This window comes from Mesorhizobium sp. M1A.F.Ca.IN.022.07.1.1, assembly GCF_003997575.1.
GTDB lineage: Bacteria > Pseudomonadota > Alphaproteobacteria > Rhizobiales > Rhizobiaceae > Mesorhizobium.
Genome location: NZ_RZST01000190.1, coordinates 1 through 11,365, shown reverse-complemented (window position 1 = coordinate 11,365; position 11,365 = coordinate 1). Strand labels below are relative to the sequence as shown.

13 protein-coding genes are annotated in these 11,365 nt (G+C 64.8%); 6 read left to right on the top strand and 7 right to left on the bottom strand.

The window, feature by feature from the left end:
* From EOA75_RS20345 to EOA75_RS20335, 3 genes are all read right to left on the bottom strand, one after another.
* The coding region (locus EOA75_RS20345; RefSeq protein ID WP_281058540.1) for a beta-ketoacyl synthase N-terminal-like domain-containing protein at positions 1-471 on the bottom strand (471 nt) is incomplete at its 3' end.
* Positions 472-510: 39 nt separating this feature from the next.
* Positions 511-1,089, bottom strand: a complete 579-nt coding sequence (locus EOA75_RS20340; protein WP_127216761.1) for a TetR/AcrR family transcriptional regulator — start codon at positions 1,087-1,089, stop codon at positions 511-513.
* 364 nt (positions 1,090-1,453) lie between these two features.
* Positions 1,454-2,185, bottom strand: coding sequence for a GntR family transcriptional regulator (locus EOA75_RS20335; protein ID WP_067322033.1), 732 nt, complete (start codon positions 2,183-2,185; stop codon positions 1,454-1,456).
* 187 nt (positions 2,186-2,372) lie between these two features.
* Between EOA75_RS20335 and EOA75_RS20330 the strand changes: the two genes are divergently transcribed.
* Both EOA75_RS20330 and EOA75_RS20325 read left to right on the top strand, forming a co-directional pair.
* The gene (locus EOA75_RS20330) at positions 2,373-3,386 is read left to right on the top strand and encodes an SIS domain-containing protein (RefSeq protein ID WP_127324999.1); all 1,014 of its coding nucleotides are present in this window, start codon (positions 2,373-2,375) and stop codon (positions 3,384-3,386) included.
* Positions 3,387-3,431: 45 nt separating this feature from the next.
* Positions 3,432-4,247, top strand: coding sequence for a PfkB family carbohydrate kinase (locus tag EOA75_RS20325; protein ID WP_127215231.1), 816 nt, complete (start codon positions 3,432-3,434; stop codon positions 4,245-4,247).
* A 3-nt stretch (positions 4,248-4,250) separates the two neighbouring features.
* Here EOA75_RS20325 and EOA75_RS20320 read toward each other — a convergent pair whose 3' ends face one another.
* From EOA75_RS20320 to EOA75_RS20305, 4 genes are all read right to left on the bottom strand, one after another.
* A complete protein-coding gene (locus tag EOA75_RS20320; protein ID WP_095801486.1) occupies positions 4,251-5,222 on the bottom strand; it encodes an amino acid ABC transporter permease in 972 nt (323 codons plus the stop codon).
* 18 nt (positions 5,223-5,240) lie between these two features.
* Positions 5,241-6,521: an FAD-binding oxidoreductase gene (locus tag EOA75_RS20315; protein WP_127215230.1), complete on the bottom strand. Its 1,281-nt coding sequence runs from the start codon at positions 6,519-6,521 to the stop codon at positions 5,241-5,243.
* Between the two features lie 49 nt (positions 6,522-6,570).
* Positions 6,571-7,398, bottom strand: a complete 828-nt coding sequence (locus EOA75_RS20310; protein WP_245457011.1) for a transporter substrate-binding domain-containing protein — start codon at positions 7,396-7,398, stop codon at positions 6,571-6,573.
* A gap of 148 nt (positions 7,399-7,546) precedes the next feature.
* Entirely contained in the window at positions 7,547-8,440 is an 894-nt protein-coding gene (locus tag EOA75_RS20305; protein ID WP_127324998.1) for a LysR family transcriptional regulator, read from the bottom strand.
* A 148-nt stretch (positions 8,441-8,588) separates the two neighbouring features.
* Between EOA75_RS20305 and EOA75_RS20300 the strand changes: the two genes are divergently transcribed.
* The 4 genes from EOA75_RS20300 to EOA75_RS20285 form a co-directional block, all read left to right on the top strand.
* Entirely contained in the window at positions 8,589-9,779 is a 1,191-nt protein-coding gene (locus EOA75_RS20300; protein WP_127215228.1) for an MFS transporter, read from the top strand.
* On the top strand, positions 9,776-10,246 hold the full coding sequence (locus tag EOA75_RS20295) for a cyclophilin-like fold protein (RefSeq protein ID WP_127215227.1): 471 nt from the start codon (positions 9,776-9,778) through the stop codon (positions 10,244-10,246). Before EOA75_RS20300 ends, EOA75_RS20295 begins: the two co-directional genes overlap by 4 nt.
* 19 nt (positions 10,247-10,265) lie before the next feature.
* The gene (locus tag EOA75_RS20290; protein WP_127215226.1) at positions 10,266-10,661 is read left to right on the top strand and encodes a cupin domain-containing protein; all 396 of its coding nucleotides are present in this window, start codon (positions 10,266-10,268) and stop codon (positions 10,659-10,661) included.
* Positions 10,662-10,689: 28 nt separating this feature from the next.
* Positions 10,690-11,365, top strand: a 676-nt coding sequence (locus EOA75_RS20285) for an alcohol dehydrogenase catalytic domain-containing protein (protein WP_127324997.1), incomplete at its 3' end; no start/stop codon positions are given.

The following is an 11,365-nucleotide window of genomic DNA, read 5'->3' as shown; positions in this document are numbered from 1 at the left end:
GCGGATCGAGACGTGGCCAGCCGCGAGGTTCACCAGGAAAGATGGCACCGTGAACGGCGAAAGGCGCCGAACGCCGCGCTGGTCGACGGTCCGGACAGCCTCGGTGATGGCGGGAAAACCTCCGACACCTGAATCGATGATCGTCGCTGTGCGAACCCGATCCTTTTCCAAGGCCGGTTTCCATCTCGCCTGGGCAAGCGCCTCTTCTGCTGCGGCCAGCGCGAACAGGATGAAGCGGTCGACCTTACGCTGATCCTTCGGAGTCAGGAAAGCGTTCGGATCGAGGCCGGCTTCGGGATCTTCTTCCAGGGAGGGAACCACGCCGCCGATCTTCGCCGGCAAATCTTCCACCACCTCGTCCGCAAGCCTGCGGATACCAGAGCGGCCGGCCAGGAGACGCGACCAGGACGTCTCGACATCCGCCGCAAGCGGCGTGACCGCGCCCATGCCCGTTACAACGATCCGTCGCATCTATTCTCCTATCAATCCCGGTCGTCAGTCCCGCGCCGTTCAAGCCGTGACTGCGTCGCGAACCTGTTCGGTGGCCGCATCCAGAAAGGCCTGAGCGAGGTCGGGGTCGTTGACGACGCGCGACAACGTCAGCGCGCCGACCATCGTCGAAAGAATGGCCATGGCCTTGCTGTTGGGCTCTTCGCCATCGGTCGCGGCGATCAACCGGCCGATGATTTCGAGATACTGCTTGATGCCGGCTTCGAACGACCCTTTCACGTCGGCCCCCTGTCTCGCGGCATCCGAGCCGAGCGCCGCGACCGGGCAGCCGTCCATCCTTTGCTCGCGATGGCCCATGCTGAGGTAAAATGCCATCACCGCCCCAAGCGGATCGCTGGGAGTGGCTGCGGTCGCCGTCGCCCATCGGGCAGCCGTACTCTCCACCGCCCGTCTGGAAGCCTGTGCGACCAAGTCCTCCTTCGACGCGAACTGCTTGTAGAAGGCGCCTTGGGTCAGCCCGGCACCCTTCATCAGATCCTTGAGGCCGATGCCGTCGAACCCATGTTCCCGAAAAAGGCGGCTGGCCACGTCGATCACGGTCTGCCGGTTCTTCTCAGCCTGAATGCGGCTCACGCGCATGATCGGCCTCCATATTTAGATTGCGTACGAAATCTATATGCCATTTAGAGACTGAGCGCAATCTATTTAGGATCCGGGATAGGCGGCTCGTCGGGGGCTCAGGTTTGCTGCAGGCCAAATGCGCCCCGCCGACCGGGATTCCGTGAGCTTCTCGTTGCCGGGCCACCGCGAACAGCTCTACGCGTTGTCGAGATCCGGTGGGGAGGTGATCCACCGGGGCCGACAAGCATCTGCGCGCCAACACGCTGCCGGGCTAACCGCCACGCAGCGTGCAACTGCCGGCACCAGAGGATCTGTTCGAAGGCTGTGCGGCAGCGTCCCGGCGAACACCGCCGTCGCCGGCCCGAATCGCCGGCGTTGGGCGTCACCGCCTTGCGAAGCTGAAGGCGAAATGGCTGCCGCGATGATAGACAGCGGCATAGACGACCGGTGTCCCGGTCGCATCGAAACAGGTTTCCGTAATGAGCAGCGCCGGCCCAAAATCGCGCAGGTCGTTGCGTTGCACGATTTCGTCCGGCAGCGTCACGGCTGAAACCGAGGCGGCCGACATACGCGGCTGATGGCGGTTTTTCTCCAACAGCGCGAGCAGCGAACCACTCCATTCGATGTCGAAAAGGCGGCCGGGCAAAAGGCCGCGCGGCACGTAATCCAGCGAGTAGATCAGGGGCACGTCGTTGTGCAGCCGCAGCCGTTCAAGCCTTATGACGCGCTCTCCGTCGGCCAGCCGCAATTGCTGCTGGATCACCGGATCGGGCGTTTCCTCGGCGATCGACAGAACCTTGTTGATGGTGTCGTAGCCATAATGGCGCGACATGTCGGTCACGCTTTCGAACATGGTGATCGGCCGGTCGACCTGCACGGCAGAGTTCGCCGTGACAAAGCGGCCGAGGCCGTGGGTGACGGAAATGGCGCCGTCCTGTTCGAGAAGTTTCAGCGCTTCGCGCAGGGCAGGGCGCGAGATGCGGAAGCGCTGCGTCAACTGCGACTCGGTCGGCAGCCGGTCGCCGGGCTTGAGCCCCTCGCTTCTGATCAGGTCGGCAAGGCGGTCGCGGAGCTGGACCGCCAGTGTGCGCGCATCGCGAAGCGGCTCGTCCAAGTCCTTTATCCCCATTGTGCCAACTCTCCTTTTGTTGTCGGACAATCGCGGCTAGGTCAAGCGAGGCATGTCGTGGCGCCTGACTTTGCTGCATACGCAAATGGACCGAAGCCGGTCCGCAAAATTTCTCTTGAAATGCGCTCATTGAGATGTCAGTTGTCTTACAACAGAAGCGATCGAGGGAACGATGCTCAATTTCGACGAAGCCCGGTTTGTACGCATTCAATCGGGGGCGGTGGCTTTGCGGGAGCGCATCGAAACCGCCGTTGCGCAATGTCTCGCCGCCGGGGCTCAAAACATCTTCTTCCTCGGCACCGGGGGCGCGGCGATTCTGATGCATCCGGCCGCACAATTGCTGCAGCGCCGGTCCGGCTTTCCCGCCTTCGTCGATATCACTGCCGAGCTGCAGCTTGCCCAATCCGTGCACCTGACCGAGAAATCGATCGTCGTGCTGCCTTCGCTCTCGGGCACCACCAAGGAAAGCGTGGCGCTGCTGGCTAGGATCAAGGAGATCGGAGCGACGGTGATCGCGCTGGTTGGGCATGAGGAGACGCCGCTCGGCAGGGGCGGGGACCACGTCTTCGTCAACTTCGCTGAGGACGACACCTCCTGCGAGTCCTTCTACCTCCAGTCGCTGTTCATCGCGCTTTCGGTGCTGAAGCATCGCGGCGAGCTGGCCGAATCCGAACGGATTTTCGCCGAGCTGGCGCAGTTGCCGCGATTGCTGCTGGAGGTGAAGCGGAGCTATGAAAAGCAAGCCGCCGACTTCGCCCAAAAACTGGCCGCCTCCGACTATCACATCATAACCGGCGCCGGGAACGTCTGGCCGCAGGCTTGGTATTACGGCATGTGCATCCTGGAAGAGATGCAATGGATCCGGACCCGTCCGGTGCATGCCTCCGATTTTTTCCACGGCACGCTGGAGCTGGTGGAAAAAGACGTGAGCGTTGTTCTCTTCAAGGGCGACGACAGCGCCCGGCCGCTGGCCGAGCGGGTGGAGAATTTCGCAGCTAACTACACGGACAAGACGACGGTGCTCGACACGGCCGCCTTCGAGATGCCCGGCATTTCTGCGGACGTGCGCGCGCTGGTTTCGCCGGTCGTGCTGGCCACCGCCCTCGACCGCGTCAGTGCTCATCTCGAGGTAATCCGCAACCACCCGCTGACGACGCGCCGCTACTACAAACGCGTAGCCTATTGAGCGCGTGCCTTTAGCGGCAGCGCTTCATGGCGTAGCAGAGGGGATATGACGGCTCAATTTCGATTTGCCGCCGTCGGCGACAATTGCACTGACCGCCTCGGCTTGCCGATTGGGCGCTCGCTGGTCGGCGGCAACGCGCTCAACGTCGCCGTCCAGCTCGCCCGGCTTGGCAATAGGAGCTTCTATTTCGGCGCCGTCGGCCGCGACGCCGAAGGCGAGCGCACCCGCGCCGAGCTCGAAGCCAATCGGGTCGTGGTCGACCACCTGCGAGTCGGCGACCGCAACACCGCCTGGACCGACATCAAAGTGTTGCCGTCAGGTGAGCGGCTGATCGCCGCCGAGGATTTCGGCGCCTGCGCCGGATACGCGCCGCACGAGGCCGAACTTGCCATCATGGAGGCGATGGATCACGTCCATATCGGCTGGCTGGATGACGGCGGCGCCTTGCGCAGGCGCCTGTCGCGGGCAGGCGTCAGCGTCTCGCAGGACATTTCGGTCAACGCCGATCCGGCCAATCTCGGCGTCGAGGGCCTGAGCATAGCCTTCTGCTCGACCGGCGAACCCTATGGTGCCGCGGCGGCGATGGCGGTGGACCTTCTGTCGCGCGGCGCAGGCTGCGCCGTCGTCATGCGCGGTGCCGAGGGATCGATGGCGGTGACGGCCCGCGAGCGCGCCGAGACCGGCATCCGTCCGGTCGAGGTCGTCGACACGACCGGCGCCGGCGACAGTTTCATTGCCGGCTTTCTCCACGCCTGGCTGGCCAAAAAGCCGCTGTTGCAATGTCTCGAAAGCGGCCGCGATCGCGCCGCGCTGACCTGCTGCCATCTCGGCGGCTTCCCCCAGGAGGGAATGCCGCACTGAAGTTCAGCGCTTCAGCGAGCGCCCGAACCGTTCCTCGATGCGGGACTGCAGGAATTCGAGCCCGATCGACAGCAGCCAGTAGATCATCGAGGCGGTGATCAGCATCTCGATGTGCCGGAACTCGGTCTGGCCCTGCGTGCGCGCCAGATACATGATCTCCCATACGCCGACCACCGAAATCAGCGAGGAATCCTTCAGCATCGCGATGAACTGGTTGCCGGTCGGGGGAACGATGACGCGCATCGCTTGCGGCAGGATCACCAGGAACATCGTCTGGTTGGGGCTGAGGCCAAGCGCGGTGGCGCCCTCGGTCTGGCCGCGCGGAATGCTTTCGATGCCGGCGCGGAAAATTTCGGTCATGTAGGCGCCGTAGCAAAGCGACAGCGCCATGATGCCGGCGGGCACGGCCCCGATCACGTAGCCGACCTGCGGCAGGCCGAGATAGATGATGTAGATCTGCATCAGCAACGGCAGCCCGCGGAACAGCGAGGTGTAGAACGTTGCCAGGCCATAGATGACGCCGTTCTTGGAGAGCTTGGCTATGGCGCCGATGAAGGCGATGACCGTGGCGATGGCGATCGAAATGGCGGAGATGTAGAGCGTCGTCACCACGCCCTGCGAGACGAGGAAGCCGATCTTCCTGCCAATGAAAGAGAACGACAGGTCGAAGGAATAGAAGAACAGCATCAGCAACACGAACAGCTCGATCCACACCGCCACGATCTGCTGTTTGCGCCCGAGTTGCTGCAGGGCTTTCCAGTTGGCCGCCGCGATCAGCGCGATCAGCACCGCCGAAACGCCCCGCGCTGCCGCGGGATTGGCGGCAAGCCATTCGAGGGAGCTCGGAACCAGCTTGCCGATCCAGTCGGCTTTGATGCCAAGCCCGTAGAGGCCTGCAGCGAACGCGGCGAGCGCCAGGCACATGCCGATGCGACGCGCGGCGTCCGGATAATTGAGCAGCAGTCTGCCGATCACCTGTCGATCTCCCTGTGGTCAGCGGGGGCGTTCGCGCCACCAATCCTGCGCCTGTAGCTTCCAATAGGTGAGTTGCGCCGCGGCAAGCCCGACCGGCCCGCCCGCCCAGGTCAGTCCGAACCGTTCGAACAGCCGGTAACGGTCCGACTGGCCGAGTATCGCCTCGGCCACCACCTTGCCGGCCATGGCGGTGGTGTTGATGCCATGGCCGCCAAACGCCGTGAGATACCAGACGCCTGGCTGCAGCTGTCCGATCTGGGGCATCAGGTGCCGGGCGTAGGCCATCAGCCCCGACCAGGCGAGTTCGGTCTTGAGCGCAGCGAGCTGAGGATAGGTTCCGACCATCTCCCGGCGCAATTCCCTGGCCAGCGCTGCCGGCGAAGCGGCCCGCGTGGTGATGCGTCCACCCCAGAGCAGCCGCCGCCCGTCTTCCACGACGCGGTAGTAGTCGCCGGCGCGGCGGCTATCGCCTATGCCGTCGGTCGTCGCGATGGCGCTGGCGATGAGTTCCGGGGCCTCCTCGGTCAGCATCACATAGGTCGCAATCGGCAACATGGCCCGCCTCAACTGGCCGAGCAGCCGTCCTGTGTAGCCGCCGGTGGCGAACACCGCCTGCCGCGCGCGTACTTCGCCGTTTGCTGTGCGCATGGTCTTTTGCGGGCCGTCGAGTCTCGCCTCGACGGCGCTCGTCGCCTCGTGGATCCTGCCGCCCAGCCTCTCGATCTCGTCGGCGACGGAGCGCAGATAGTTGAGCGGATGCATGTGGAAGGCGTTGGGGTCGCGCAGGCCCTGATAGTAGCGCTCGGACTGCAGCACCGCGCGCACCTGGTCACGCTCGAGATATTCGAGCGGATAGTCGAAATCCCGCGCCAGCCGTTCGGCGTGGCCCTTCAGTTCGGCGCCGCCGTCATGGCGAAGCACGCCGATAATTCCGGGGCGAGGCTTTGCCGCCTTGATGTCGAGATCCTTGATCGTCTGCCGCACGAATTCGACGCCTTCGATCGACACTCGGTGCAGCTTCTGTGCCGCCGCGGTGCCGGCCATCGCGGCGATATTGTCGCTGCCGGTGGCGAAGCCGGGGCTGACGAAGCCGCCGTTGCGGCCCGAGGCGCCGAAGCCGACGCGCTCGGCTTCGAGCAGGACGACTTCGCGCCCGGCGCGGGCCAGCTGCAGCGCCGTCGTCAGACCGGCCAGTCCGCCGCCGACAATGACCGTGTCGCATTCGGCCAGACCGGCCAAAGGTGGTCTGACCTTCTCGTCGGCAAGCGTGCGGCGATAATAAGTGTCGGGATAGGTCATGATGAATCGCATGAGAGCGGGCGGCCTTCAAAGCCGCCCGCGACGAACGTCATTCGGCGCTGTAGTTCTTGCCGTACCATTTGGTGGTCAGCGTGGCGAGTGTGCCGTCTTTTTTCATCTGGTCGATGATGCCGCCGATCTTGGTGGTCCACTCGGCGTCACCCTTGTCCGCGATCACCACCAGCGGCTCGCGGAAGGCGTAGTCGCCCTCGAGGATGCGCAGCGGATACCCGTTCTTGATGGCGTTCTGGGCGGTCTGCTCGGGCGCGATGACTGCGTCGAGCCGCACGCCGTCCCCAAGTCTCAAATCGTCGAATGGCAGCATGGAATCGGCAAAGGTCCGGATCTCGCCCGGTTGCAGCTTATATTCGACTGGCGGAAGGCCCGGAGCGTCGATCTCCAGCTGACGGCGGATGAAATCTTCCGAAGTCGTGGCGGTTTCGACACCGATCACCTTGCCGTTCAGGTCGTTCACGGACTTCGCCTTGCTGTCCTTGTGGACCACATAAACATAAGGGCTGTAATAATAAATGCCGGCGAAATCGATCACCTTGGCCCGGGCCTTGGTCGGCGTCACCGAGCCGACGCCGAGGTCGTAGCGGCCCTGCCAGTGGCCGCCAGTCATTGTGGCCCAGTCGGGCGTCTCGAAGCTGACCTCCACGCCCAGACGCTTGGCGATCTCTTTCGAGACGTCGATATCAAACCCCACCAACTGGTTGCTTTCGTCGAGAAAGCTCTGCGGCGGCCAGCCGCTGTTGGTCGCGACCACCATGGCCTTCTTGGATGTGACGCGATCCAGGGTTTCTCCCGCTCGCGCTGCCGACACGAATGCGAGCGCGCCGGCAGCCAGCGCGAAACAAGCGATCAATCTCCTCACGAAACCTCCCTCTCGTATGTAAGATGTCTGACAACGCAATTGTCCGGAAGGGGCAGGGCGAGTCAAGCATCTTTTGTCGGGCATTGCCGAGTTGAGCCTGCAATGGGCGTCCAGGCGCTGGGCGCTCGTGCCGCCCCCGGCCCCAGGCTCAACTCCGATGCCGAAGCGCCTCGACGACGACTGCCATCGCCGGAGAAAGCTGCCGCCGGCTCGGATAATAGAGGTGATAGCCCGGAAAGGGCAGGCTCCAATCATCGAGCACGAGCGTCAGCCGCCCGTCCGCGATGTGGCGGCTGACGAGCTTTTCCGGGACATAAGCGATGCCGTAGCCGCTTAGCGCCGCATCGATCATCGGCAGGGTCGAGTTAAAGGTCAGCTGGCCATCGACCCGGACCCGAAGCTCGCGGCCCTTCTTCTCGAACTCCCAGGCATAGAGCCCGCCAAACGTCGCCTGCCGCAGGCCGATGCAGTCATGCCCGACCAGATCCTGCGGTGTCCTCGGGACTGGGCGGCGGGAGAAATAATCCGGCGAGGCGATGGCCACCAGCCGCCAGTCGGGGCCGATCCGCACCGCGATCATGTCCCGGTCGACGCTCTCGCCAAGCCGCACGCCGGCGTCGAAGCGCTCCTCCACGATGTTGCGCATGCCGTTGTCGCTGTAGAGCTCGACGCGCAAGTCGGGATAGTCGCAGAGCATCGGCTCGAGCTTCGGCCAGACCGTCGTCTGCAGCGCATGGTCGGACAGCGTGATGCGTACCGTGCCAGCGGGCTTGTCTCGGAAGGCGACCAGACCCGCGAGATCTGCCTCGATCTCCTCGAAGCGTGGGGCGAGCGACTGGTAGAGCCGCTCGCCGGCTTCCGTCGGCGCCACGCTTCGCGTCGTGCGCGTAAGCAGGCGAACGCCGAGGCGAGCTTCCAGCTGCTTGATGGTGTGGCTGAGCGTCGACTGTGACGTGCCGAGTTCCGCCGCCGCCCTGGTGAAGCTGCGCTCCCGTGCGACAGCCAGGAACCACAGCAAATCTTTCATGTCGCCGCGCTGCATGGAGAACCTCCTGGTCGATTTATATCACAGGTCGATAAGTCCATACGGATTATCTGCTCTAATCGAATTGGTTGCACTGCAATATCTTCCGGGCAGGTCGCGGCGGCCGTGGCCGATTCCGGCGCCCCGTTTGCAAGGATGCCCCCGAATGGAAATCACTTACGACATAAGGCTTGTCGAAGACCGCGCCATGCGGGGGGCGGTGCTCTCGATGGCGCTTTGCGTTTCGGTGCTCATCGCCTCGGAGTTCATGCCGGTCAGCCTGCTGTCGCCGATCGCGACCGATCTCGGTATCACCGAGGGTCGGGCGGGCCAGGCGATCTCGATTTCGGGCATTTTCGCTGTCGTGACCAGCCTGCTAGTCGCCGGCCTGACGCGCCGCACCGATCGCAGGCTGGTCGTCACCGGCTTCACTGTGCTTCTCATCGCGTCCGGGCTTGCCGTCACCTTCGCCCCCAACTACGCGTTCCTGATGGCCGGCCGCGCGCTGCTCGGCCTGGCGATCGGCGGCTTCTGGTCGATGTCGACCGCGATCGTCATGCGCCTCGTCCCCGAGGAGCAGGTCCCTAAGGGCCTCGCCATGCTGAACGCCGGCAACGCCGTCGCGGCCACCATTGCCGCGCCGCTGGGCAGCCTGCTTGGGGCCTATGTCGGTTGGCGCGGCGCGTTCTTCCTGGTCGTGCCGCTCGGGTTCCTGGCGCTCGTCTGGCAGTGGCTCAGCCTGCCGCCGCTCCCGCCGCGCCGGCGGAAGGGGCTGGGCAACAGCCTGGCTCTTCTCGGCCGTCCTCCGGTCGCCGTCGGCATGGCATCGGTCATGATGCTGTTCATGGGTCAGTTCGCGCTCTTCACCTATCTGCGTCCCTTCCTCGAAAGGGTCACCCAGGTCGACGTCGCGACGCTTTCGGCGATCCTGCTGGTCATGGGGCTCGCGGGCGTCGGCGGCACCTTGTGCATCGGCCGGCTGCTGCGCGCGCGTCTGTTCAGCATCCTGATCGTCATTCCGCTGGTCATGGCCGTGCTTGCGCTCGCGCTCATCGCCCTCGGCGCAATACCCCTTCCCACGGCCCTGCTGCTTTTCGTCTGGGGTTTCTTCGGCACGGCCGCGCCCGTCGGCTGGGGCACCTGGCTCAGCCGCACGCTGCCTGAAGACGCGGAGGCCGGCGGCGGGTTGCAGGTGGCCGTCATCCAGCTTGCCATTACCGGCGGCGCCGCGATCGGCGGCACGCTTTTCGACACGGTCGGCTGGTGGGGAGCCTTTGCCTTCGGCGCGGCGCTGCTTTGCGGATCGGCGCTCGCCGCGTTCGCCGCATCGCGCATGGGCGGGAGGGCCGTGCCATGACGACCGGCCATCCCAAGCTCAGTCGCCGCGCATTGCTCGGCGCCGCGCTCGCATCAACGCTCCTGCCGCGGCGCGCCCGCAGCCAGCAGGGCAGGGGCCCGGCCAGCCAGGAACCCGCCGACATGAAGATCAGAATGACATTCGATGGCCGAACCATGACGGCCACGCTCTACGACAATCCTTCGGCACGCGATTTCTTTTCCATGCTGCCGCTCGATCTCACGATCGACGACTACGCGCGCAACGAGAAGATCGCCTATCTGCCGCGCAAGCTGACCGAAGAGGGCAGCGGCCCGTTCGGCAACGAGCAGCCCTATGACCTCTGCTACTTCGTGTCCTGGGGCAATCTGGCGATGTTCTACGCCGACTACCGCCATCCCGGGCTGATCAGGCTCGGCCGCTTCGACGGGGGCGAAGAGGCCCTGCACATACCCGGCGAGTTCCCGCTGCGCATCGAACGCATGTGAGAACGCAAAGGAGATCACCATGGACATTCTTCGCGCTGGCACGAGGCCGTCCGGCAAGGGGCCGTCCGACTGGTTCACCGGCACGGTCCGGATCGATCCGCTCTTCAATCCCTTCGATGCCGCGCGGGTGCAGGGCGCGCAGGTCACCTTCGAGCCCGGCGCCCGCACCGCCTGGCATACGCATCCACTGGGGCAGACGCTGATCGTTGTCTCCGGCCGTGGCCGCGTGCAGCGCGAGGGCGGGCCGCTCGAGGAGATCCGCCCCGGCGACGTCGTCTGGTTCGCGCCCGGCGAGAAGCATTGGCACGGCGCGTCGCCCGAGACGGCCATGACCCACATTGCCCTCCAGGAGGTCAAGGACGGCAAGGTCGTGGACTGGCTGGAACATGTCAGCGACGCCGACTACGGCGCCTGATCACCGATCGAACGAAAAGGAAAGCAAAATGCTCGCAACTGTTCTTCATAAGCCCGGCGATATCCGCTGCGAGGAAATCGAGGACCCGAAGATCCTTCGCCCGACGGACGCCATCATCAAGCTCTCGGCGAGCTGCATCTGCGGCTCGGACCTGTGGCCGTATCGCGGGCTGCAGCCGATCGATCGCCCGATGCATATGGGCCACGAATATTGCGGCATCGTCGTCGAGGTCGGCGCGGAGGTGCGCAACGTGCGCCCCGGCCAGTTCGTCGTCGGCTCCTTCTGCCTCTCCGACAACACCTGCCCGCATTGCCGCTTCGGCTTCCAGTCTTCCTGCGTGCAACGCGAGTTCATGTCGGGCGCGCAGGCGCCTTATGCCCGCGTGCCGCTGGCCGACGGCACCCTGGTGGCGACTTCCGAGGTTCCGCCGGCCGACCTGGTGCCTGACCTGTTGGCCGTCTCGGATGTGCTCGGCACCGGCTGGTATGCGGCGGATGCGGCCGAGGTGCGCGAAGGATCGACCGTTGTCGTCGTCGGCGACGGCGCCGTCGGCCTGATGGGCGTGCTCGCGGCGAGCGAGATGGGCGCGCAGCGCATCATCGCCATGAGCCGGCACGAGAGCCGCCAGAAACTCGCGCGCGAATTCGGCGCGACCGACATCGTGGCCGAGCGCGGCGAGGAAGGCATCGCCCGCATCAAGGAAC